Source organism: Kitasatospora sp. NPDC059408 (assembly GCF_042751525.1).
In the GTDB taxonomy this organism is placed as follows: domain Bacteria; phylum Actinomycetota; class Actinomycetes; order Streptomycetales; family Streptomycetaceae; genus Kitasatospora.
This window is the reverse complement of the sequence record NZ_JBHYWI010000017.1, coordinates 1-22350: the sequence shown is the minus strand read 5'-3', so window position 1 is coordinate 22350 and position 22350 is coordinate 1. Positions and strand designations below refer to the sequence as shown.

The 22350-nt window shown below is 74.6% G+C and carries 19 protein-coding genes and 1 pseudogene; 17 read left to right on the top strand and 3 right to left on the bottom strand.

Annotated elements, in window-relative coordinates; all coding sequences use genetic code 11:
- Positions 1–8 precede the first annotated feature (8 nt).
- Both ACFXDE_RS13850 and ACFXDE_RS13845 read left to right on the top strand, forming a co-directional pair.
- Positions 9–266 carry a lasso peptide biosynthesis PqqD family chaperone gene (locus ACFXDE_RS13850; RefSeq protein WP_359973877.1) on the top strand — a complete coding sequence of 86 codons (258 nt, stop codon included), beginning with the start codon at positions 9–11 and terminating at the stop codon, positions 264–266.
- Complete coding sequence (locus ACFXDE_RS13845) at positions 263–757, top strand: lasso peptide biosynthesis B2 protein (RefSeq protein WP_380493950.1); 495 nt, start codon at positions 263–265, stop codon at positions 755–757. The genes ACFXDE_RS13850 and ACFXDE_RS13845 overlap by 4 nt, the downstream gene beginning before the upstream one ends.
- Here ACFXDE_RS13845 and ACFXDE_RS13840 read toward each other — a convergent pair.
- Positions 751–1452: a hypothetical protein gene (locus ACFXDE_RS13840; RefSeq protein WP_380493948.1), complete on the bottom strand. Its 702-nt coding sequence runs from the start codon at positions 1450–1452 to the stop codon at positions 751–753. The genes ACFXDE_RS13845 and ACFXDE_RS13840 overlap by 7 nt on opposite strands.
- 233 nt (positions 1453–1685) lie before the next feature.
- On the opposite strand from ACFXDE_RS13840, the gene ACFXDE_RS13835 reads away from it, so the two are divergent.
- The 4 genes from ACFXDE_RS13835 to ACFXDE_RS13820 all read left to right on the top strand — a co-directional run bounded on the left by ACFXDE_RS13835 (position 1686) and on the right by ACFXDE_RS13820 (position 7687).
- Positions 1686–2744 (top strand): polyprenyl synthetase family protein, encoded by a 1059-nt coding sequence (locus ACFXDE_RS13835; protein WP_380436744.1) that lies wholly within the window; start codon positions 1686–1688, stop codon positions 2742–2744.
- A gap of 50 nt (positions 2745–2794) precedes the next feature.
- Positions 2795–4339 (top strand): acyl-CoA carboxylase subunit beta, encoded by a 1545-nt coding sequence (locus ACFXDE_RS13830; RefSeq protein ID WP_380494064.1) that lies wholly within the window; start codon positions 2795–2797, stop codon positions 4337–4339.
- 17 nt (positions 4340–4356) lie between these two features.
- Positions 4357–4587, top strand: a complete 231-nt coding sequence (locus ACFXDE_RS13825; protein WP_380493946.1) for an acyl-CoA carboxylase epsilon subunit — start codon at positions 4357–4359, stop codon at positions 4585–4587.
- A gap of 115 nt (positions 4588–4702) precedes the next feature.
- The gene (locus ACFXDE_RS13820; protein WP_380493944.1) at positions 4703–7687 is read left to right on the top strand and encodes a BTAD domain-containing putative transcriptional regulator; all 2985 of its coding nucleotides are present in this window, start codon (positions 4703–4705) and stop codon (positions 7685–7687) included.
- 21 nt (positions 7688–7708) lie between these two features.
- On the opposite strand, the gene ACFXDE_RS13815 is transcribed toward ACFXDE_RS13820, so the two are convergent.
- A complete protein-coding gene (locus tag ACFXDE_RS13815; RefSeq protein ID WP_380493942.1) occupies positions 7709–7936 on the bottom strand; it encodes a hypothetical protein in 228 nt (75 codons plus the stop codon).
- Positions 7937–8154: 218 nt separating this feature from the next.
- On the opposite strand from ACFXDE_RS13815, the gene ACFXDE_RS13810 reads away from it, so the two are divergent.
- Positions 8155–10044, top strand: a complete 1890-nt coding sequence (locus ACFXDE_RS13810; RefSeq protein WP_380493940.1) for a BTAD domain-containing putative transcriptional regulator — start codon at positions 8155–8157, stop codon at positions 10042–10044.
- A gap of 54 nt (positions 10045–10098) precedes the next feature.
- Here ACFXDE_RS13810 and ACFXDE_RS13805 read toward each other — a convergent pair whose 3' ends face one another.
- A complete protein-coding gene (locus ACFXDE_RS13805; protein ID WP_359973862.1) occupies positions 10099–10326 on the bottom strand; it encodes a DUF6269 family protein in 228 nt (75 codons plus the stop codon).
- Positions 10327–10483: 157 nt separating this feature from the next.
- Here ACFXDE_RS13805 and ACFXDE_RS13800 point away from each other — a divergent pair, with 157 nt between their 5' ends.
- The 10 genes and pseudogenes from ACFXDE_RS13800 to ACFXDE_RS13755 form a co-directional block, all read left to right on the top strand.
- Positions 10484–11959 (top strand): tryptophan 7-halogenase, encoded by a 1476-nt coding sequence (locus ACFXDE_RS13800; protein WP_380493938.1) that lies wholly within the window; start codon positions 10484–10486, stop codon positions 11957–11959.
- A 213-nt stretch (positions 11960–12172) separates the two neighbouring features.
- Positions 12173–12589: a hypothetical protein gene (locus ACFXDE_RS13795; protein ID WP_380493936.1), complete on the top strand. Its 417-nt coding sequence runs from the start codon at positions 12173–12175 to the stop codon at positions 12587–12589.
- Positions 12590–12638: 49 nt separating this feature from the next.
- Positions 12639–13994, top strand: coding sequence for a type VII secretion integral membrane protein EccD (gene eccD, locus ACFXDE_RS13790; protein WP_380493934.1), 1356 nt, complete (start codon positions 12639–12641; stop codon positions 13992–13994).
- Between the two features lie 42 nt (positions 13995–14036).
- Complete coding sequence (locus ACFXDE_RS13785; RefSeq protein WP_380436728.1) at positions 14037–15206, top strand: MinD/ParA family protein; 1170 nt, start codon at positions 14037–14039, stop codon at positions 15204–15206.
- Positions 15207–15208: 2 nt separating this feature from the next.
- Positions 15209–19183 carry a type VII secretion protein EccCa gene (gene eccCa / locus ACFXDE_RS13780; RefSeq protein ID WP_380493932.1) on the top strand — a complete coding sequence of 1325 codons (3975 nt, stop codon included), beginning with the start codon at positions 15209–15211 and terminating at the stop codon, positions 19181–19183.
- A gap of 17 nt (positions 19184–19200) precedes the next feature.
- Complete coding sequence (locus tag ACFXDE_RS13775) at positions 19201–20619, top strand: DUF6177 family protein (RefSeq protein WP_380493930.1); 1419 nt, start codon at positions 19201–19203, stop codon at positions 20617–20619.
- Between the two features lie 141 nt (positions 20620–20760).
- Positions 20761–21093, top strand: a complete 333-nt coding sequence (locus ACFXDE_RS13770) for a hypothetical protein (protein ID WP_380436721.1) — start codon at positions 20761–20763, stop codon at positions 21091–21093.
- Between the two features lie 107 nt (positions 21094–21200).
- The gene (locus tag ACFXDE_RS13765; RefSeq protein WP_380436719.1) at positions 21201–21518 is read left to right on the top strand and encodes a pore-forming ESAT-6 family protein; all 318 of its coding nucleotides are present in this window, start codon (positions 21201–21203) and stop codon (positions 21516–21518) included.
- A gap of 42 nt (positions 21519–21560) precedes the next feature.
- Complete coding sequence (locus tag ACFXDE_RS13760; RefSeq protein ID WP_380436717.1) at positions 21561–21995, top strand: DUF6507 family protein; 435 nt, start codon at positions 21561–21563, stop codon at positions 21993–21995.
- Positions 21992–22350: pseudogene (locus tag ACFXDE_RS13755) on the top strand (hypothetical protein); the annotation flags it as partial. The gene ACFXDE_RS13760 and the pseudogene ACFXDE_RS13755, both read left to right, overlap by 4 nt.

Genomic DNA, 22350 nt, shown 5'->3' with positions numbered 1-22350 from the left:
AAGCACCGATGAAGCTGCGCAACCACGAACACCTCACCGTGGCCGAGACCGAGTACGGCGGCGTCCTGCTCGACGCCAGGATCGGCCAGTACTGGCAGCTCAACCCCACCGCCACCGTGGTGGCCCGCACCCTGCTCGACGGCGGGTCGGAGGCCGACGCCGTCGACGGCCTCACCGAGGCCTTCGACGTCGACCGGGAGCGGGCCGCCGCCGACGTGGCCGCCCTGGTCGACGGCCTGCGGGAGGCCGGGCTGGTCGCGCCGTGAGCTTCACCTTCGCCCTTGAGCACGACCGGAGCCACCGCCCGCCGCTGCCCAGGCGATTGGCGATCCGGACGGTGGTGGGCCTCGCCCGGCTGCTCGTCCTGCTGCCCGCGCACCGGCTCCAGCGCGTGCTGGCCGTACTCAGCCGCGGCGCCCGGCCCGCCGGCGCGGACGAGACCGGGGCCGTGCGGGACGCCGTCCTGGCCACCAGCCTCGCCATGAACGGGCTGCGCAGCTGCCTGCCGCGCTCGGTCGCCGTCACCCTGCTGTGCCGCGCCCGGGGCAGTTGGCCGACCTGGTGCGTCGGGGTGCGCACCGCGCCGCCGTTCACCGCGCACGCGTGGGTGGAGGCCGAGGGCCGGCTGATCGGGGAGAAGGGCCGCCACGACAGCTGGGCGCGGCTCCTGACGGTCGCCGCGCCCAGCCCGCACACGAATTCCGGAACGTCCGGAAAGTCCGGAGAATCCGCGCATTCAGGGAAACCGGGTCACTGACAGCTGTGCTGCCAGTTCCACCCGATGAAGGTGTGCCGGGTCTCGGTCTCGAACCGGCAGGTGGCGGTGCCGTCCGCATTGAGGTCGATGAACGAGTGCATGGTGTTCGCGTACCAAGCCCCGGTCACGTCGAATATCCCCTTGTAGGTGAATTCGGCATCGGCCTGGGTGTGCGAGACGGCGCAGTCCGCGATGCAGTCGGTGTTCTTCGTCGCGGACTTCAGCGACCAGCCGGCATTCCACGGCTCGCGGTTCCACTGCTGGGTCGCATCGGTGTTCGCGGCGCTGATCCGGGTGCCGTCGGTGGTCCACGACGAGGTCGTGTACAGACCGGTCATCCGGATGTTGCAGCAGTCGTACCACTCGCTGGCGCTCTTGAACCGGCGCGTGGTGCCGGCGTCCACAGCGGCCTGTGCCGAACGGGCCGAACGGGCCGCGACGGCGCCGGACTCGGCCGGGACGAGCCTGACCTCGCCCAGCACCGGCTTGCAGTCGGCGCCGACGGACACCTGCTGCTGCACGGCCATCCCGGCCGGCGGGGCCGGCAGGGCGCCGGTCAGCTTCAGCTCGCCGCAGTCCTTCGCGGCCGGGGCCGCAGCCGCCCCGGTCGCGGTGGTGGCGGCGGTGGCCGGGGCGGCCGTCAGCGCGAGGGCGCCGGCGGCGAGGGCCGCGGCGAGGGCTATTCGGGTGCGCAATTGTCCGTGCCTTCCTGGTGGGTGATCGCCAGGGAGCGTAAGCGGCGGGCGTTCGTGGTCGGCCGGTCCGCGGAAATCTTGGCAGGAAGCTGACGATTCCCTGGTCAAAACGCCCGCGACGGTCCTAGTGGCACCTTCCTGACAGCGCTGTTGAACACCGGTGCGCACCCGTTCGAAGCTGGCGCACGAATCCCTTGAATCCAGCGCGGCGCGGCCGCGGAGGAGGTTTCCGCATGACGGCCGGACAGACGTACGAAGCCGTGGCCGTCACCGGCCCGGGCACCACCCCGGAACCGTCCGCCGCCGAGCTGCTCGATCGGCTCGAACTCGCCGAACCCGAGTTCGAGAACCGGCTGCGCGCGGCACTGGCCGGGGCCGAGGAGTGGCTCCAGGCCAGCGCCCACGACGCCCTGGACCCGCGCATCGGGCCCCTCACCGGCCACCTCGCCGCCGCCGGCGGCAAGCGGCTGCGCCCGCTGCTGGTGCTGCTCGGCGCGGAGTTCGGCGACCCGTGGGCGCCGGGCGTCCCGCAGGCGGCCGCGATCGCCGAGCTCGTCCACCTCGCCTCGCTGTGCCACGACGACGTCATGGACGGCGCCGCCACCCGGCGCGGCATCCCGAGCGTGCACGCCCGCTGGGGCGAGCGCGCCGCCGTGCTCAGCGGCGACTGGCTGCTCGCCCGCGCCGCCCAGCTCGCCGCCGACCTCGGCCCGGCCGCCGTCCACCTGAACGCCCGCACCGCCGGGCGCCTGGTCTCCGGCCAGCTGCGCGAACTCACCGGCCCCGGCCCCGACGTGGACCCGGTGACCCACTACTTCCACGTGGCGGCCGGCAAGACCGCCGCCCTGCTGTCGATGTCGCTGGCGATCGGCGCCGTCCAGGCCGGCGCGCCCGCCTCCGCCGCCGCCGCGCTCACCGAGTACGGGGAGCAGCTCGGCATCGCCTTCCAGGTCGCCGACGACCTGCTGGACCTGCGCCGGCCGGCCGAGCTCAGCGGCAAACCGCGCGGCACCGACCTGCTCGCCGGCGTGCCGAGCCTGCCCGTCCTGCTCGCCCGCGAGGGCGCCGACCCGGCCGATGCCGAACTGCGCGCCCTGCTCGCGGCCGGTCCCGTGCCCGCCGCCGACGTGCCGCGCGCACTGGAGCTGTTCGAGCGCTCCGACGCGCTCGCCGAGACCGAGGCCGTGATGCACCGCCGCCTCGACCGGGCCCGGACCGCGCTGGACACCCTGCCCGACCTCCCGGCCCGGCGCGCCCTCCTCGCCCTGTGCGAGCACCTGGCCCTCCGCTAGCCCTCCGCCCCCGCTGACGCGGGCGTACCCAAGGAGCCCCCCTCATGACCATGGCCGCCCGGGTCGCCGAACTCGACCTGATCCGCCGGGACGTCCGGCACGGGCCGAGCGAGAAGGCCACCGAGGCCCAGCACGCGAAGGGCAAGCTGACCGCCCGCGAGCGCATCGACCTGCTCCTGGACGAGGGCTCCTTCCACGAGGTCGAGCCGCTGCGCCGGCACCGCGCCACGGGTTTCGGCCTGGAGGCCAGGCGCCCGTACACGGACGGCGTGATCACCGGCTGGGGCACCGTCCACGGCCGGACGGTCTTCGTCTACGCGCACGACTTCCGGATCTTCGGCGGCGCCCTGGGCGAGGCCCACGCGCAGAAGATCCACAAGATCATGGACATGGCCCTGGCCGCGGGCGCGCCGCTCGTCTCGCTCAACGACGGCGCCGGCGCCCGCATCCAGGAGGGCGTCACCGCCCTCGCCGGCTACGGCGGCATCTTCCAGCGCAACACCCGGGCGAGCGGCGTCATCCCGCAGATCTCGGTGATGCTCGGCCCGTGCGCGGGCGGCGCCGCGTACTCGCCCGCGCTGACCGACTTCGTCTTCATGGTCCGCGAGACCTCGCAGATGTTCATCACCGGCCCGGACGTCGTCCGCGCCGTCACCGGCGAGGAGATCACCCAGAACGGCCTCGGCGGCGCCGACGTCCACGCCGGCACCAGCGGCGTCGCGCACTTCGCGTACGACGACGAGGAGACCTGCCTCGCCGAGGTCCGCTACCTGCTCTCCCTGCTGCCGCAGAACAACCGCGAGACCCCGCCGGCCACGCCCGCCGGCGACCCGGCCGAGCGGCGCAACGACCGCCTGCTGGAGCTCGTCCCCGTCGACGGCAACCGCCCGTACGACATGCGCGCGGTGATCGAGGAGCTCGTCGACGACGGCGAGCACATGGAGGTCCACGAGCGGTGGGCCACCAACGTCATCACGACCCTGGCCCGGCTCGGCGGCCAGGTGGTCGGCATCGTCGCGAGCCAGCCACTGCGGCTGGCCGGCGTCCTCGACATCAGCGCGAGCGAGAAGGCCGCCCGCTTCGTCCAGCTCTGCGACGCCTTCTCGATCCCGCTGGTCACCCTGGTCGACGTGCCCGGCTTCCTGCCCGGCGTCGACCAGGAGCACGGCGGCATCATCCGGCACGGCGCCAAGCTGCTCTACGCCTACTGCAACGCCACCGTCCCGCGGATCTCGCTCATCCTGCGCAAGGCGTACGGCGGCGCCTACATCGTCATGGACTCCCAGTCGATCGGCGCCGACCTCACCTACGCCTGGCCCTCGAACGAGATCGCCGTCATGGGGGCCGAGGGGGCGGCCAACGTCGTCTTCCGGCGCCGGATCGCCGACTCCGACGATCCGGTGACGATGCGCCGGCAGCTCGTCAAGGAGTACCGGGCCGAGCTGATGCACCCGTACTACGCGGCCGAGCGCGGCCTGATCGACGACGTGATCGATCCCGCCGAGACCCGCGCCACCCTGATCCACGCCCTCGCCATGCTGCGGACCAAGCACGCCGTCGGACCGGCCCGCAAGCACGGCAACCCCCCGGTGTAAGCGAAGGAGTGAGCGTCATGCCCGGCGAGACCGCGTCCGTGCTCGAAGGCCCGCTCGGGCCCGCCCTGTTCCGGGTCATCAGCGGCAGCCCCACCGCGGAGGAGCTCGCCGCGATCGCCGTCCTGCTGAGCACCCGCGCCGCCGCGCAGGACTCCGCCACCGCGCGGGACCCCGCCGACCCGGCCCCGCCCGCCCGTTGGGAGGCGGGCGGCGTGCTCCCGCCCGCCTCCTGGGCCGCGCACCGCTGAACGCTGGCAGCTTGCTGCCGTCCGCGTTGCGGCCCCGCGCCGACGACCTGTAACTCAGAGTGAAGAGGTCGGGGCCATTCCGGATGTGGCGGCGGCCGAGTGGAGGAGGGCAGCCGTGCTTCAGGTGGTGTTCCGGATCCTGGGGCCGCTGGACATCAGCGCCGACGGACGGCCGGTCGCCCTCCAGGGCGCCCGCCAGCGCACCGTGATGTCCATGCTGCTGCTCGCACCCGGCCGGGTGGTCTCCGTCGACACCCTTGCCGACGCGGTCTGGAACGGCAGCCCGCCCGCCACCGCCCGCAACCAGATCGCCATCTGTGTCTCCGGCCTGCGCAAGACCCTCAAGACCGCCATCGGCATCGACGACCTGATCGTCACCAGCCACCCCGGCTACCTGCTGCACCCCGGCGAACACCGCATCGACGCCGTCGAGTTCGAGGAGCGCGCCGCCGAGGGCCGGGAGGCCGCCCGGCGCGGGCGCGCCGAGGAGGCCCGCTCCCACTACGAGGACGCCCTCGCGATGTGGCGCGGCCCCGCCCTGGCCGGCATCACCGCCGACGCCGTCGAGGCCGAGGCCGCCCGGCTGTCCGAACTGCGGCTGGACGTCCACGAGCAGCTCAGCGCGCTGCGCCTGGAGCTCGGCGAGCACGGCGAACTCATCGGCGACCTCACCGCGTTCGTCCGCGAGCACCCGCTGCGCGAGCAGTCCCTGGCGCACCTGATGCTCGCCCACTACCGGGCCGGCCGGCGCGCCGAGGCCCTGGAGGCCTACCGCGACGGCGCCCGGCTGCTCGCCGACGAGCTCGGCATCGCCCCCGGGCCGACGCTCCAGGAACTGCACGAGGACATCCTCAACGACGCCCCCGAACTCACCCTGCCCACGACGCCCGCGGCGGCGCCGGCCCTGGCCGTGCCCGCCCACCTGCCGCCGGTGCCCGCCGCGTTCACCGGCCGCCACCAGGAACTCGCCGCGCTGGACCGGCTGCTGGAGCACCAGGGCGGCGCTTCGCTGCCGGTCGGCTCGATCATCGGCACCGGCGGCGTCGGCAAGACCGCGCTCGCCGTCCACTGGTCCCACCAGGTCGCCGCGCGCTTCCCGGACGGCCAGCTCTTCGCCGACCTGCGCGGCTACGACGAGGAGGAGGAGCCGCGCCGCCCGTCCGCCGTCCTCGACCGCTTCCTGCGCGCCCTCGGCGTGCCGGGGCCGCAGGTCCCGGCCGACCCGACCGAGCGCACCGCGCTGTTCCGCAGCGTCCTGTACGACCGGCGGGTGCTGATCGTGCTCGACAACGCCCGCTCCTTCGAGCAGATCCGCCCGCTGCTGCCCGGCAGTTCGACCTGCTGCGTGCTCGTCACCAGCCGCGACAGCCTGAGCAGCCGGCTCGCCGGCGACTACGCGCTCGTCCCGCTGCACCTGCCCTCGCTCGGCGAGGACGAGGCCGTCGCGCTGCTGTCCCGGGTGGCCGGCGCCGAGCGCTTCGCCGCCGACCCGGCCGGCGCGGCCCGGCTCAGCGAACTGTGCGACCGCCTGCCGCTCGCGCTGCGGATCGCCGCCGCCCGCCTGGCCGCCAAACCGCACTGGACGGTGCGCACCCTCGTCGCCCGGCTGGAGGACCAGCGCCGGCGGCTGGACGAACTCAGCCTGGACGCCCGCGGCGTGCGGGCCGGCTTCCGGCTCAGCTACCGCGACCTGCCGGCCGGGGCGGCCCGGATGTTCCGGCTGCTCGGCTCGCTCAACGTCACCGAGTTCTCGGCCTGGGCCGGCGCCGCCGTGCTCGACATCGACCCGGTCGACGCCGAGGACCTCATCGAGCAGCTCGTCGACGCCCAGCTGCTGGAGCCGCTCAGCGCCAGCGCGGGCCACGTCCGCTACCGCTTCCAGGACCTCCTCCGCCTCTTCGCTCGCGAGTGCGCGCTTGCCGAGGACGGAGAAGGTGACCTGAGGCAGGCCCTGCGGCGGGCCTGCGCGGTGTGGCTGGGCCTCGCCAAGGAGGCCCACCGCCGGGTCTACGGGGGCGACTTCACCGTGGTGCCGGGCACCGCGCCGCTGCACCCGCTGCCCCGCCACCTCACCGACGACCTGGTCGAGGACCCGATGGAGTGGTTCGAGGCCGAGCGCGCCGCGATCAACGGACTGATCCAGCAGGCCGCCCGCGACGACGAGTCCGGCTACGCCTGGGACCTGGTGATGACCACCGTCACCCTCTACCAGAACCGCAACTACCTGGAGGACTGGCGCGAGGGCGCCGAGGCCGCGCTCGCCACCGCCCACCGCACCGGCGACGCCCTCGCCGAGGCGGCGATGCTGCACTCGCTCGGCACCCTGGAGATCGTCCAGTACGAGCACGACAGCGCCTACCGGCGGCTCGGCCTGGCCCTGCGCCTGTTCGAGGAGCAGGGCCAGGACCAGGGCCGCGCCCTGGTCCTGCGCAACCTGGCGCTGTGCGAACGCCAGCGCGGCGACCTGGACCGGGCCGTGGAGACCGGCCGCCGCTCCCTGGAGATCTTCCGCAGGGGCGGTGACCGCTACGCCGAGGCCCATGTGCTGGGCCTGCTGGCGCAGATCGAGCTGGAGCGCGGGGACGCGCAGGCGAGCCTGGTGCTGTCGTCGGAGGCGGTGGCGCGCAGCCGGGGGCTCGGCACCGTGCGGGGCGAGGCGCAGAGCACCGTCCGGCTGGCGGAGGCGCTGATCCGCGCGGGCGACGGGGTCCGGGCCGAGGAGGCCTGCCGGCGCGCGCTGGAGCTGGTGCTCGGCAGCGGGGACCGGCGCGGCGAGACGCACGTGCTGAGGGCGCTGGGCGAGGCCCTGTGGTGCCAGGGCCGGGGCGAGGAGGCGGAGCCGGTGCTGCGCAGCGCGCTCCAGGCCGCGGAGGCGGTGCCGGACACGTTCCTCCAGGCCAGGGCGGGTGCGGTGCTGGGCTGCGTGCAGGCGCTGCGCGGGGACCGCGACGGCGCGGTGGCGATGCTGCGGGCCGCGTCGGGCCTCTTCGCCGAGGTCGGCGCGGGCGGCTGGTCGGAGCGGATCGACCGGCTCATGGTGGCGATCGCGGACGGCGGACCGGTCGACTCGGGGCGGCTGTTCGAACTCGTGCAGCCCTGACGGTCCGGGCGCTCGGCGGGATCAGGTCCACGGGTCGTCCTTCTTCAGGGTGTAGCCGACCGGGTGGGTGCTGACGGCGGCGGCCTGCACCGAGGCGTTCGAGGAGTCCGCCGCGACCGCGCTGCCCTGGCCGGCCGCCACCCCGCCGACCGCGACGAGGAGCACGGCCGCGCTCGCCGCGAGCCTGCCGAGCGGAGCGACCACCGCGGTGTGCGCGGTCTTGCGGGCGGAGAGAAGAGCGCTGTTCACGGTGGCCTCCAGGACCTCTCGTTCGTCCGCCTGACCCGGTGTCCTGCGGTACGACACGAACGCTACGGAGACCGCGTTTTGGGGCGCTTTCAAAGCGCTTTCGATCCGTCGAAATCGATCCGAGAGCGACCGAACAGCCGGATACAACCGCAGGTCAATAGCGTTTCGCCCAGGTCGGCCCGCGGGCGTTCGCGGGCCCTGGACGGTCGGGGGCCGGCATGGACTTCACGCTTCTCGGGCCGGTGTCGGCCGCGGTCGACGGCCGCCCGGTCGAGCTCGACGGCGCCAAGCAGCGCACCGCGCTGGCCGCCCTGCTGCTCGCCCGCGGCCGCGTCGTCCCCGACGAGCGGCTCACCACCCTGCTGTGGGGCTGGGAGCCGCCCGCGACCAGCACCAACCAGCTCTACACCTACGTCTCCCGGCTGCGCACCCGGCTCGGCGCCGGCCACGGCCTGCACCGCCACGGCGCCGGATACCGGATGGACACCGACGGCACCACCGTCGACTGGGACCGCTTCCGCGAACTCGCCGACGCCGGCCGCGCCGACCTGCGGGCCGCCCGCTACGCCGAGGCCGAACGCCGCCTCGCCGACGCGCTCGCGCTCTGGCGCGGCCCGGCCCTCGCCGACGTCACCGAGCACCTGGCCGCCGCCGAGGGACCCCGGCTGGCCGAGGCCCACCTCGCCGCCGTCGAGCAGCACGCCGAGGCCGCCCTGGCGCTCGGCCGGCACGACGAACTGCTGCCCGGCCTCACCCGGCACGTCACCGGCCACCCCGTCCGGGAGCGGGCCCGCGCCCAGCTGATGACGGCGCTGTTCCGGGCCGGACGGCAGGCGGACGCGCTCGCCCAGTACGAGGAGGCGCGGCGGCTGCTCGCCGACGAGCTCGGCATCGACCCCGGCCCCGAACTGCGGGCCCTGCACCAGGAGATCCTCACCGGCACCCTGGCCGGACCGGCCGCGCCCGAGCGGGCGGCCGTCGCCGTCGCCGCCGCCCCGGCCGCGCCCGTCGAAAGGCCCGTCGCCGCCGGACCCGTCGCGGAGCCGACCGCCGAACCCGTCGCGGAGCGGGCCCCGGAACCCGTCGGTGAGCCGACCGCCGAGCCCGTCGCCCGCCCGGCGCTGCTCCCCGCCGCGCCCCGCGACTTCACCGGCCGCGAGACCGAACTCCGGCTCGTCCTCGACGCGTTGCACGACGGAAGGGACGTCACCGTCACCGGCGCCCCCGGCACCGGCAAGTCCGCCCTCGCCCTGTACGCCGCCGAACACGCCCGCGACGCCTTCCCCGACGGCCAGCTCCACGCCGACCTGCGCGACTCCGACGGCACCCCGCGCAGCCCCCGGCAGGTCCTCGGCTGGTTCCTGCGCGCCCTCGGCACCGCGCCCGCCCACGTCCCCGACGGCCTCGACGAACGCGCCCAGCGGTACCGCACCCTGCTGGCCGGCCGCCGGATGCTCGTCCTGCTCGACAACGCCGCCGACGACGCCCAGGTCCGCCCGCTGCTGCCCGGCGGCGGCGCCACCCGCACCCTGGTCACCGGCCTGCGCCCGGACCTCGCCGCCCTGGAGGGCGCCCGGCTGGTGCGGCTCGGCCCGATGAGCCCCGCCGAGGCCGCCCGCCTGCTCGCCTCGATCGCCGGCCCCGAACGCCTCGCCGCCGACCCGGAGTCCACCGCCCGGATCGCCGAGTACTGCGACCGCCTCCCGCTCGCCCTGCGGATCGCCGCCGCCCGCCTCGCCGACCGCCCGCACTGGCGCCCGGCCCGGCTCGCCGACCGGCTGGCCCCCGCCGAACGCCGGCTCGGCGAACTGCGCATCGGCAGCCTGGACATCACCACCGCGCTGCGCCCCGCCCTGGCCGCGCTCGACGCCCCGGCCGCGCACGCCCTCGCCGTCCTGGCCGCCGCCGGCCTCGCCGCGCTCACCGCGGCGGACGCGGCGGCCCTGCTCGACCTGCCCCTCGACGACGCCGAGGACGTCCTGGAACGGCTCTGCGACGCCCGGCTCCTGGAGCCCGGCTCCGGCGCCGACCACCCCGCCCGCTACCGGATGCCGGCCCTCGTCGGCCTCCTCGGCCGGCTCGGCCGCGCCGCCGTCCTGGCGGCCTGACCCCGAGGCTCCCGCCGCCGGGTCAGGCCGCCGGACCAGGCCGCCGGCCCGCCCTCAACCGCACCCACCGGCGTGGCCCTCGTCCAGCCCGTAGGTCGCGATGTACCCGTTCTCCGCGGTGCCCCGCACGGCCAGTTCGCTCAGCGCGTCGACGTAGTCCGCCAGCAGCTCGGCCCACGGCGTCCCCCCGTCCTGCAGCAGCAGGTCCTGGTCCAGGGCCGCGCTGCGCTCGATCTCGGTCAGGACGTCCAGCGGGTGCTCGACCTTCAGTTCCTCGAACATCGTTCCCTCGTTTCCGTTCCGTCGGTGGCGTCGGGCCGTCCCCGGCCCCGCACCAACAGACTGGAACCGCCGTCTGTACCCGCCCTCCGCTCCGTCTTGCAGCACCGGTACAGATCCCCGATAGGCCCGCCATACACGGCCGTTGGACGCTCCCGCCATGACCCTCGACGCCCGCACGCCCGCCCCCGTCGACCGCATCGTCATCGCGGGCGGCACGCTCACCGCCTGGATCGCCGCGGCCCGGCTGGCCTCCGCCTTCCGGGACACCGTCCGCGTGACGGTCGTCGAGACCGCCGAACGCCCCACCGCGCAGGTCACCGCGCTCGCCCCCGCCTTCCGGCGCGACCTCCTCGACCGGCTCGGCACCCCCGAGAGCACGTGGCTGCGCGCCTGCTGCGCCTCCTTCAACGCGGCCACCCGGTACCGGGGCTGGCGCCCCGACCCGGTCTACCTGCCCGACCCCGGCGCCACCCCCAGCTGCGAGGGCTTCCCGCTCACCGACTTCTGGCAGCTGCGCCGCAGCACCGGCCACACCCTGGAACCCGTCGACCACGCGTGCTTCGTCACCCCGCCGCTGCTCGACGCCCGGAAGTCACCGCGCTGGCTCGACGGCCGCACCGCCTTCCCCCACGGCTGGCACGCCGACACCGCGATGCTCACCCACTTCCTGCGCCGCACCGCCGTCCAGACCTGCGGGGTACGGCTGCACAGCGCGGAGATCCTCGGCGCCGAACGCGACCCGGCAGGCCTGGTCACCGCGCTGCACACGACCCGCGGCCGCGAGGAGGCCGACCTCTTCCTCGACTGCACCGGCCGCGCCGCCCGCCTGCTCACCGGCATCCTCGGCGAACCCTTCCGGCCCGCCGCCGACGGCCTCGTCGCCGACACGCTCGCCACCGTCACGCTCCCCCACGACAGCGCCCGCCACGGCGTCGCGCCCTACACCGCCGTCACGACCCGCCCCGAGGGCCACACCTGGCACCGCACCCTCCTCGGCCGCCGCACCACCGGCCTCGCCTACGCGAGCGGGCGCACCGGCGCCGCCGAGGCCGAACGGATCCTCGGCGCCCCGGCCGGCGCCGTCGTCACCCACACCGCCACCCCCGCGGGCCGGCTGCGCCGCAGCTGGGTCGGGAACTGCCTGGCCCTCGGCACCGCCGCCGCCAGTGCCGACCCCCTGGACGAGGACCACGCCGACACCCTCGCCCTGCTCGACCGGCTGGTGCGCGACCTCCCCTCCCGCGACGGCCGCACGACCCCGGCCGCCCGCTTCGACGCCACCGCCGCCGCCCTGCACGAGCAGGCCCTCGACCTCGCCCGGCTCCGCCGGCTCACCTCCCCCTACGCACCGCCCGTCCCGGCCCCCGACCACCTGCGCCAGGTCCTCGACGCCCACGCCGCCGGCCTCGCCCCCACCCCCGACGAGCTCCCGCTGCGCGCCCTCCTCACCGCCCTCACCCCGCACACCGCCGCCCCGCCCCCGTCCCTCGCCCACCACCCGCACGCGATCCGCACCGCCGACGACGCGTTCACCCGCATCAAGCGCCACCAGCGCACCCTGCTGGAGACCCTCCCCGACACCCACACCTACCTGACCGCCGCCGGCTCCCTCCCCACACCGGCCCTCGCCTGACGCCGTCTCCCCCTCTCCGGCCCCCACTCCGGCCCCCCGCCCGACGCCGTCTCCCCCTCTCCCCCAATCCCCCACAGCTCCCGTCCCCCTTCCCCCCATCTCCTCCCCCCGCCCCGAAGCCCCCGCCTCTTCCCCCCACCGACGGGGTGTGCTTCGGCCCGACGCATGCCTTATGTTGCACAGGCAAGACACGGGGGAGACGGCGGGCGGCGAATGGCACGGGACTACGACAGTCAGCTGCTGGAGTCGGTGGCGGTGCGTCGGCGCAGGATGCGCGACGCGCTGCTCTTCGGCGCGCAGCGGGTGCGGCGGACGGCCGACGAGCGGTTCGGGAAGGTGTTCGCGGGGATCGCGATCGCGGCCGTGCTGTGCGCCGGCTGCGTCGGGTGGTCGTTCCTGCAGACCACGCTGGCCAAGCAGAAGGCCGACCAGCAGAAGCAGCAGCAACAGCAGCAGCAGTTCCAGGTGCCCCACGACTCGCCGGACCCGTCGCGCCCGCCCACGCCGTCGGTGTCCCCGTCGGCGGCCCACGCGGTGACCCCGCAGTCGGCGCCGAAGGCCGGGCCGCAGTCGACGCAGCAGGCCGCACCGACAAAGGCCGCAAAGTCCCCCGAACCGGCCCATTCGTAGAAGCATCGGCCCGAGAGGTCGCAAAGGTCGCGATGATAGGTTCCCGCAAGTGGTGAGCACAGCAACGACTTCCCCGGCCCGTCTCAGCAGGGTGACCCTGATCGGGGAGCGGCGCCGGGCCGACGTGGTCCTGCCCTCCGACACACCGATCGGCATGTTGCTCCCGGACGTGCTGCAGCTGCTCGACGACCGGGCCGCGAACCGCCCGATGACCCGCCAGCTGGTGACCCCGGACGGCTCGGCGCTGCCGCACGACAGCACCCTGGACTCCGCGGGCGTGGCCGACGGCGCCGTCCTGCGGCTGGTCCGCGCGCACTCCGCCCCGCCCGCCCCGGTCGTGCACGACGTCGTCGACCTCGTCTCCGACGACCTGGACCTGCGCGCCTGGCGCTGGCGCCCGGCCGCGCGCCGGGGCAGCGCCGGGGTCGCGACGGTGGCGTTCGCCGTGACGGCCGCCGTGCTGGCGCGGCACGAGTTCCCGCTGGCCCCGCTGGCCGGCGGACTGCTCGCGGTGGCCGCCGTGCTGCTGGCCGCCGGCGCGCTGGTGTCGAAGATCGGGGAGGGCAACCGGGGCCTGGCCACGGCGCTGCTGCTGGCCTCGGGCGGGCTCGGCATCCTCGGCGCGTGGACCGCGGCGGACGCCTACCACTGGGGGCCGCCGGTGCGGCTGGCCGCGGTGGCGGGCGCGCTCGCCGTGACCGTCGTCATGCTCGGCTTCTTCTCGCCGCTCGGCCGCGGCGGCCTGATCGGCGCCGGCGCCCTCACCGTGATCACCGCGGTGTGGGAGGCGGTGGCCGCCGTCCACACCGAACCGGCCCGGGTGGGCGCCCTGATGGCGCTGTTCTCGGTGGTGCTGCTCGGCGTCCTGCCACGGCTCGCCCTGATGGCCTCGGGCCTGACCGCACTGGACGACCGCCGCTCGGCCGGCGCGTCGGTCAGCCGGCACTCGGTGGGCACCGCGCTCGCGGCGACGCACCGCGGCCTCGCGCTCGCCACGATCGCGACCGCCGCGTCGGCCGCCGCCGCGGGCTGGCTGCTGACGCTGGCCGCGAAGCCGACGGCCTGGACGGTGGTGCTACCGTCGCTCGTCGCCGTGGTGCTGCTGTCCCGGGCACGGGCGTTCCCGCTGGTCGCCGAGGTCGTGGCGCTGCTCGCCGCGGCCGCGGTGCTCACGGTGCGCCTGGTGGTGCTGTGGGTCGGGCACGGCGGCGGGGCAGGGGCACTGGCCGTGCTGTGCGTCGCGGCGGTGCTGCCGCTGGTCGCGCTGGCGGTGCAGCCGCCGGAGCACACCCAGGTGCGGCTGCGCCGGGTGGCCGACCTGGTGGAGTCGATCGGCATGGTGGGGCTGTTCCCGCTGGCCGTCGGGGTGTTCGGGGTGTACGGGCAACTGCTCAGCAAGTTCTGAGCCACCCGTCAGCAGGTCGGATCTGGAGGGGCAGAGGAAGTCATGTCGAACGGGGAGAACTGGCAGGGCGACGTCCTGCGCGATCTGCGGGCCCAGCTCGACGGTTCCGCGTGGGGCCCACCACCGGCCGACGGGGCCCGGCCCGCGCCCGCGGGACCGCCGCAGGACCGGGTGCCGTACGACCAGGCGCCGCCGCAGGACCCCGCCGCGCAGCAGTACCAGCCGCCGCAGGGCCGACAGCCGTACCCGCAGCAGCCGTACGAGCAGCAGCCGCAGGTGACGACCCAGCGGACGCCGGAGTCCCGCCCCACCGTCGACGGCAGCCTGACCGCGCTCGGCCGCAAGCCGCGCGGCGGCGAGCCGTTCGCCACCCGGGCCGCGCACGCGGTGTGGAAGAACGTCTCCTCCTCCGCCTCCCGCGAGGTCGCCGAGATCACGCGGATCGCCGAGAGCCTCCAGCAGCCGGTGACCACCGGCCGCCAGATCGCCGTCACCTCGATCCGCGGCGGCGCCGGCAAGTCGACGGTCGCCGCCCTGCTCGGCACCACCTACGCCCACTACCGCCAGGACCCGGTCCTGTTCGTCGAGGCCGACACCGCGCTCGGCTCGCTGCCGATCCGGCTGGGCACCGAGACGCTGCGCTGGACCGCCAGCGACCTCGCCGAGATCGTCAAGCCGCAGATGTCGCTGCTGGACATCACCGGCTACCTGGTCCAGCTGCAGAACAACTCCTGGCTCCTGCCGGGCAGTCAGGGCCAGATCGGCGCGATGCTCGACGCCCGCGGCTACCAGCGCGTCATGGTCGCGCTGCGCCGCTACTTCGGCGTCACCGTCGTCGACTGCCAGACGCTGCCCGACGAGGTCGCCCGCGTCGCGCTCTCCGCCGCCCAGGCCCGGGTCATCACCACCCCGGCCACCCTCGACGGCATCGCCAGCACCCACGCCGTCCTGCAGTGGATGCGCGCCCTGCCCGCGCACGTCATCGCCGGAACGGTCGTCGTCGTCACCGAACTGACCCCGCACGCGGGCGTCGACGTCGAGGCGGCCGTGCGCACCCTGCGCGCCACCGGCACGGCCGTCCACGTGCTCCCGTACGACCGCCACCTCGCGGCCGGCGGCGTCATCCGGACCGACCTGCTCGCCCGCGCCACCCGGAGCACCGCCACCCGGCTCGCCGCCGACGTCTTCCAGCTCTCCCAGAAGCGCCACTGACGATGAGTACCCGACTGATCCACCGCCCGGCCCGGACGGTCCGTCCGCCGGCCGCCCCCGAGGCCCGCACCATCGAGGCCCCGCCCAACCTGCCCGAGGGCAAGGCCGGCAACATCGCGATGTCGCTGCTGCCGATGGCCGGCGTCATGTCCTCGGTCATCATGATGACCGTCGTCCGCAACAGCCAGTTCGCGGGACTCGGCGCCATCATCCTGCTGGTCACCGTCCTGGGCTCGGTCGGCCTGCTGTTCTCCCAGCGCGGCAAGGCCCAGCGCACCCGCCGCACCCAGCGCGAGGCCTACCTCACCTACCTGGAGGACCTGCGCGAGGAGCTCGCCGCCGAGGAGCGCGCCCGCGGCGATCACGCCGACGTGCTCAACCCGCCGCCCGGCGCCCTGTACGACATCGTCCGCGACCCGGCCCGGCTGTGGGAGCGCCGCCGCGTCGACGGCGACTTCCTGCGGGTCCGCGTCGGCACCGGCGAGATGCCGGTGCGCGACCTGCGGATCGGCCAGCAGGCCTCCTCCGCGATGACCCCGCCCGACCGCTTCATGCTCAACGAGGCCTCGGCGCTCACCACCCGCTTCCGCACCGGCACCGAACTCCCGCTCACCGTCCCGCTCGACCGCGTCGGCGACGTCAGCGTCATCGGCCCGCGCGAGGACTGCCTGCGGGTCGCCCGCGCCCTGCTCACCCAGAGCGCCGCCCTGCACGCGCCCGACGACGTCGCCGTCGCCCTGGCCGTGCCCGGCGAGCGCCTCCCCGACTGGGAGTGGGCCAAGTGGCTCCCCCACCTGCTCGACACCGACCAGTACGACGGCCCGGTCGCCGCCCGCCGCATCGCCCCCTCGATGCCGCAGCTGGCCCGCCAGATCGGCGCCGAACTGCGCCGCCGCGCCTCCTACGCGACCGAGGTCCGCCGCGGCCTGTCCGGCTCCGACGCGCTGTCGATGACCTCCCGGCTGCTCGTCGTGGCCGACGGGCACGGCGAGGACGCCGTCGACCTGCCGCGCCCGGACGACGCGGTCGGCCTGCGCGAGATGGGCGTCACCGTCCTTCACCTGCTGGAACGGCGCGTCCAGGAGCCCGGCCAGATCGGCGTGCGGATCACGGTCGAGGGCGACCAGGTGCTCATCGAGGACCTCCGCCAGGAGCAGCCGATCAGCGCCCACGGCACCGTGGACGAGGTCGGCCCCTCCTTCGCCGAGGGCCTGTCCCGGATGCTCGCCCCGCTGCGGCTGTCCGCCGAGTCGCTCGGCGACGCCCCGCTGAGCGGCCCGGTCGAGTTCGCCGGCCTGCTCGGCATCGACGACGTCGCCCACCTCGACCTCGCCCGGCTGTGGGCCCCGCGCGGCGAACGCGCCTTCCTGCGGGTGCCGATCGGCATCAGCGACGGCCACGAGCCGGTGCTGCTCGACCTCAAGGAGTCCTCCGAGCTGGGCATGGGCCCGCACGGCCTGTGCGTCGGCGCCACCGGCTCCGGCAAGTCCGAGCTGCTGCGCAGCCTGGTGCTCGCCCTGGTGGCCACCCACCCGCCGGAGGACCTCTCGCTCGTCCTCGTCGACTACAAGGGCGGCGCGACCTTCGCCCCGTTCGCGAACCTGCCGCACGTCGCCGGCGTGATCACCAACCTGGAGAACCAGGCCGGCCTGGTCGAGCGCGTGCACGCCTCGCTCGCCGGTGAGGTCAAGCGCCGCCAGCAGGTCCTCAAGGACGCCGGGAACGTCGCCGACATCGGCTCCTACGCCGCCCTGCGGGCCGAGCGCCGGCCCGACCTCGAACCGCTGCCGCACCTGTTCGTCGTCATCGACGAGTTCGGCGAACTCCTCACCGCCAAGCCGGACTTCATCGACCTCTTCCTGTCCATCGGCCGGATCGGCCGCTCCATCGGCGTGCACCTGCTGCTCTCCAGCCAGCGCATCGAGGGCGGCAGCCTGCGCGGCCTGGACACCTACCTGTCCTACCGGCTCGGCCTGCGCACCTTCTCCGCCGACGAGTCCCGCACGGTCCTCGACACCACCGACGCCTTCCACCTCCCGCCGCTGCCCGGCTTCGGCTACCTCAAGGTCGACACCAGCCACTACGAGCGGTTCAAGGCCAGCTACGTCTCCGGCGCCTACCGCGGCCCGGTCCAGCGCGGGGACGAGGACGCCGGCCCGCTCGCCCTGGAGTACGGCGCCTTCAACACCCCGGCCAAGGCCGAGGACCAGGACGGCCCCGAGCCGGCCGCCCGCCGCCGCACCACCGGCCCGACCGAACTCGGCGTCGTCGTCGGCCAGCTGGAGAACGCCGCACCCCCGGTCCGGCGGATCTGGCTGCCGCCGCTGCCCGCCGCGATCGCGCTCGACAGCGTCGCCGGCCCGCTCGACGTCGGCCCGCGCGGCATGCAGCTCACCGGCCGGCGCGGACGCCTCCAGGTGCCGCTCGGCCTGCTCGACGACCCCACCCGGCAGTGGCAGGGCAACTGGGTCCTGGACCTGACCGTCGCCGGCGGCCACGTCGCCTTCATCGGCGGCCCGCAGTCCGGCAAGACCACCCTGCTGCGCACCCTGGTCCTGTCGCTCGCGCTCACCCACACCCCGCAGGAGGTCGGCGTCTACGGCCTCGACCTGGTCGGCGGCGGCCTCCAGGCGCTGGCCGGCCTGCCGCACGTCGGCGGCATCGCGGGCCGGGCCGACCGCGAGCGCGCGGCCCGCACGGTCGAGGAGGTCCGGGCGATGCTCACCGCCCGCGAGGACCTCTTCCGCGACCACAACATCGACTCCGTCGACCAGCTGCGCAGCCTGCACGCCGCGGGCCGGCTGCCGGAGCTCGCCTCCGCCGAGATCGTCCTGGTCATCGACGGCTTCGGCGCGCTGCGCGACGACTTCGAGGAGCTGGACGACGCCGTCCTCGACATCCTCAAGCGCGGCGGCGGCTACGGCATCCACGTCGTGGCGGGCATGCTCCGCTGGAACGACGTGCGGATCGCCGCCCAGTCGAACTTCGGCACCCGGGCCGAGCTGCGGCTCAACGACCCCAGCGAATCCAGCATCGAGCGCAAGCTCTCCGAGACCCTCTCCGCCGACGAGCCCGGCCGCGTCCTGACCGACGGGCGGCTGTTCGCCCAGGTCGCGCTGCCCCGGATCGACGGCCTCGCCGACAACGGCGAGCTCGGCACCGTCCTGGAGCAGAGCGCCAGGACCGTCCGCGCCACCTGGACCGGCGAGCTCGCCCAGCCGGTCCGCGTGCTGCCGCACGTCCTGGAGCCGCACCTGCTGCCCGGCCCGGTCGCCGAGCCGCGGCGGGTGCCGATCGGCCTGGACCAGGCGGCGCTCGCACCCGTCCTGCTCGACCTGTTCCACCACGACCAGCACCTGCTGGTCCTCGGCGACAGCGAGTGCGGCAAGTCCAACCTGCTGAAGACCGTCGCCGGCGGGCTGATCGAGCGGCACGGCGAGGACGAGATCGTGTTCGCCGTGATGGACCCGCGCCGCAGCCTGCGCGGCGTGATCCCCGAGGAGTACAACGGCGGTTACGCCTACAACGCCCGGATGTGCGCCGGCCTCGCCGCCGCCGTCGCGGGCGAGCTGGAGAAGCGGCTGCCGGACGAGAACGCGCCGCTGGAGGACCTGGAGCCGGGCCGCTGGCGCGGCGGCGGCCCGCGGATCGTGGTGCTCGTCGACGACTACGACGTCCTCACCACCGCCGGCCAGAGCCCGCTCGCGCCGTTCCTGCCGTACCTGCCCTCCGCCGCCGACATCGGACTGCACTTCGTCGTGACCCGCCGCGTCGCGGGCGCCTCGCGCGGCATGTACGAGCCGCTCGTGCAGGGCCTGCGCGAGTCCGGCGCCTCGGCGCTGGTGATGACCGGCGACCGCGGCGAGGGGCAGCTGTTCCCCGGCGTGTACGCCGCGCTGCAGCCCGCCGGGCGCGGCGTCATCGTCCGCCGGGGCCAGCCGAACCGGCTGGTCCAGACCGTGTACACGCCCGAGTAACCGAAGGACTCGACGACATGACCAAGGACGTCATCGCCCTCACCCCGCGGATGCCGGACGCCTGGACGGTGCTCGCCGGCCTCCTCTCCGGCGGCCCCGACAAGCTCCTGGACACGACGGGCGAGGGCGCGGTCGTCCAGCTCCTCGACGAGCAGGCCCGGCCGCTGGTCTCGGTCGAGGCGCCGCTGCTGGTGCAGGTCCCGGGCGAGGCCGAGCGGCTGCTGGGCGCGACCCCGCCGCGCGTGCCGTACTGGTGGACCGAGGCCCGCGCCACCACCGGCGTGCCGGACGCCGAGAAGCTCGCCGGCACCTTCGCGGCCCGCGTCGCCCACCTCGCCGACGGCACCGCGTGGCCGCGCGAGGCGACCCGCTCGCTGGCCGTCGTCGACACCGCCGGCATCACCGCCGCACCCACCCCGGCCGCCGCGCAGCCCGCCGTCGACGTGCTGACCGAGAAGGTCGCCGTGGTCATCATGGACCGCCCGGTGGTCGCCATGACCGCCTGGCTCTCCGATGCCTTCCGGGCCGCCGCCGAGTCCAACCGCGGCCTGCAGATCGTCACCCCGGCCGGCACCACGCTGTCCCCCGCCGTCCGCGGCAACCTGCCCGGCTGGCCGTCCCGCTGGGTCGTCCAGGACGAGCGGGACGGCTACTACGACGGCCTCACCGGCGCCGTCCTGCGCTGGCAGGAGGGCATGTTCGCCACCGTGGTGAACCCGGAGGGCACCGAGGACGACCCGCGCACCCCGGTCGCCGCCTCCTACCAGGACGTCTCCGCCACCGGCGACCTCCAGCTGGCCGTCACCTTCCGCGCCGCCCACCCCGCCGACGCCCGCCTCGTCCTCGGCGGCGCCCTGGAGACCGTCTGGCGCGAACTGACCGGCGAGCCGCCGGCCGGCTGGGGCAGCGCCGAGCCCGCCAACCTGCCGTGGTCCCCGGGCCGGCTCACCGACCTCGCCTACTCCCGGGCACCCGAGCCCACCTGGTTCGTCGTCGTCGGCAGCCCCGAACGCCCCGGCCTGGCCACCCTGAAGGTCACCCGCACCAAGTCCGGCGTCGAGGAGGAGGTGACCCTCGCCTTCGGCTACGGGCCCGGCGAGGAGCCGCCGTTGGACGCCCTGCCGCGGATGGCCGAGGCACTGGTGACCCGCCACCGGCTCAAGTCGATGCTGCTCCAGCTGCGCCGCGCCCGCCGCGACCTGGCGGTGCCCGCGTACTTCGAGGGCCCCGGTGTGCCGCTGGCCTTCGTGCTCGGCGCGGAGGAGGTCCGGGCCGTCCCGGACGACCGCGCCCGCCGGACGCCGCTGTCGGCGGAGCCTGTCAGACTGGGTCCGAAGGCCCGGCCGGCCTACTACTACCCGATGCCCGGGGATCCGTCCGACCTCTCCGGGTGGACGGAATTCGAGCGTCTGGTGCGGCATTTGAAGGGTGAGTGAAGGCCTCGGCGGCGACCGGCGGCAACACTCCTGGTGGTGTGTCATACGTTGGTCACAAGCCGGGGGCCGCACCTTGCGGGCGGGATATAGGTTGATAGAAATGGACATACTTACGATTCGTCGAGCGGACGGGGGAGCGGTATGAAGTTCGACATGGGGAACCAGGCGCTGCAGACGCTGATGTCGGGGTCGAAGACCTCGAACCAGGATCTGGGTGCGCTGGTCAAGCAGCTCGTGGCGGCGGCGGAGCCGCTGGAGGGCAAGTTCAACGGTCAGGGCAAGCAGATGTTCGACAGCTTCAAGTCGCGGGCGGACGAGATCGCGAACGCGCTGAACTCGTCGCTGTCGGCGATCCTGGGCGGTCAGTCGGGCATGGAGCAGGCCTTCGGCCAGGGTGACCAGGAGCAGGGCCAGAACGCGAAGACGAACATGACGTCCGCGCGCTTCGACGCGGCGCGCTTCGGCGCCCGCTGACCGCGACCGGGTCGTCGGTTCCTTCTCTGCAGGGTGCTCCGCAAGGTCCTCTGCAGGTTCTTCAACGGGTTCTTCAGCAGGTTCTTCAACGGGGAGTGTGATCTGTCATGGCCGGTGGCGGGGGTTCGGACCGTCGTTCCTACGACCACGGTGCTTCGTCCGAGGCGCAGCGCAACATCCAGGGCGTGATCGGGCAGCTGGAGCAGGTGATGACCGCGCGTGACGCGCAGGTGAAGGCCGTCATGGGCGATTTCCAGGCCGACGGCGTGTCCGAGGAGTACCACGCCAAGGAGCTGCGCTGGAAGAACGTCTCCCAGGAGGTGCGCAACATCATCTCGCTGCTGCGCAAGACGCTCGAGGAGAACGACAGCACCGCGCAGCAGACGGTCGCCCGCGCCAAGACCGCGGTCGACAACATCGGCTGACACGGGCCGATCCAGTAGGCACGGACAACGGGGGAGCTCGACATGGCGGGTGACTGGGATATCCAGCCGCAGGGCGTCCAGGGCCAGTTGAAGATCGTCGGCGGACACGCCGGCGACCTCTCGACGGCGCTGAACAACCTGGTGACGGACATGCAGGCGGCAGCGCAGGCCGCCGGTACGGCGGTGCCGGGATCGCATGCGACGGTCGAGGTCCAGGGCCCGGTGCCCGTGGGCGCACCTTCGTTGTCGCACGGCGCGATGGGCCCGGTCGCGGCCGCCCTCTCGCAGTACCTGGAAGGCCGGCAGGCCGAGTTGAAGTCGATGTCGGAGCGCATCGAGGCCTGCCTGACCGGCACGGTCAAGGCCGTCAACGAGTACATCGCCGGCGACCTGACCGCCGCGAAGAACGCCCAGGACGCGGCGAAGTCCGTGGACCTCAAGGCGCTCGGCATCCAGCCGGAGGACAAGGGCAAGTGAGCGACGAGAATCCGGTGAACCCGGCCGAGGTGCCGGTCTTCACGGGCAACCTGGGCACTCTCGACGAGAAGGTCAAGTCGATCTCGACGGGAGGGGCGAAGATCGCCTCGGCCGCCGGGGACGTGCACACCAGCTTCGGCGCCCTGAGCGCGTTCTACAAGGCGCCCGAGGCCGACCAGCTGTTCGCGACGACGAAGCCGGTGTCGGACCTGGGCCTGAAGCTCAGCCAGGACGTCTGCACGATCTCGGGCGCGCTGGGCCAGTACTCCAAGGACGCGGCGCCGATCAGGGACAGGCTCAAGACCCTGAAGGACGAGGCCATCGCGTTCAAGGCGATGGCCGACAAGAACCACGA

Coding starts and splice junctions, on each gene's coding strand:
- ACFXDE_RS13850 (WP_359973877.1), top strand. CDS start 9: ATGAAGCTGCGCAACCACGAACACCTCACCGTGGCCGAGACCGAGTAC.
- ACFXDE_RS13835 (WP_380436744.1), top strand. CDS start 1,686: ATGACGGCCGGACAGACGTACGAAGCCGTGGCCGTCACCGGCCCGGGC.
- ACFXDE_RS13830 (WP_380494064.1), top strand. CDS start 2,795: ATGGCCGCCCGGGTCGCCGAACTCGACCTGATCCGCCGGGACGTCCGG.
- ACFXDE_RS13825 (WP_380493946.1), top strand. CDS start 4,357: ATGCCCGGCGAGACCGCGTCCGTGCTCGAAGGCCCGCTCGGGCCCGCC.
- ACFXDE_RS13810 (WP_380493940.1), top strand. CDS start 8,155: ATGGACTTCACGCTTCTCGGGCCGGTGTCGGCCGCGGTCGACGGCCGC.
- ACFXDE_RS13805 (WP_359973862.1), bottom strand. CDS start 10,326: ATGTTCGAGGAACTGAAGGTCGAGCACCCGCTGGACGTCCTGACCGAG.
- ACFXDE_RS13800 (WP_380493938.1), top strand. CDS start 10,484: ATGACCCTCGACGCCCGCACGCCCGCCCCCGTCGACCGCATCGTCATC.
- ACFXDE_RS13795 (WP_380493936.1), top strand. CDS start 12,173: ATGGCACGGGACTACGACAGTCAGCTGCTGGAGTCGGTGGCGGTGCGT.
- ACFXDE_RS13785 (WP_380436728.1), top strand. CDS start 14,037: ATGTCGAACGGGGAGAACTGGCAGGGCGACGTCCTGCGCGATCTGCGG.
- eccCa (WP_380493932.1), top strand. CDS start 15,209: ATGAGTACCCGACTGATCCACCGCCCGGCCCGGACGGTCCGTCCGCCG.
- ACFXDE_RS13775 (WP_380493930.1), top strand. CDS start 19,201: ATGACCAAGGACGTCATCGCCCTCACCCCGCGGATGCCGGACGCCTGG.
- ACFXDE_RS13770 (WP_380436721.1), top strand. CDS start 20,761: ATGAAGTTCGACATGGGGAACCAGGCGCTGCAGACGCTGATGTCGGGG.
- ACFXDE_RS13765 (WP_380436719.1), top strand. CDS start 21,201: ATGGCCGGTGGCGGGGGTTCGGACCGTCGTTCCTACGACCACGGTGCT.
- ACFXDE_RS13760 (WP_380436717.1), top strand. CDS start 21,561: ATGGCGGGTGACTGGGATATCCAGCCGCAGGGCGTCCAGGGCCAGTTG.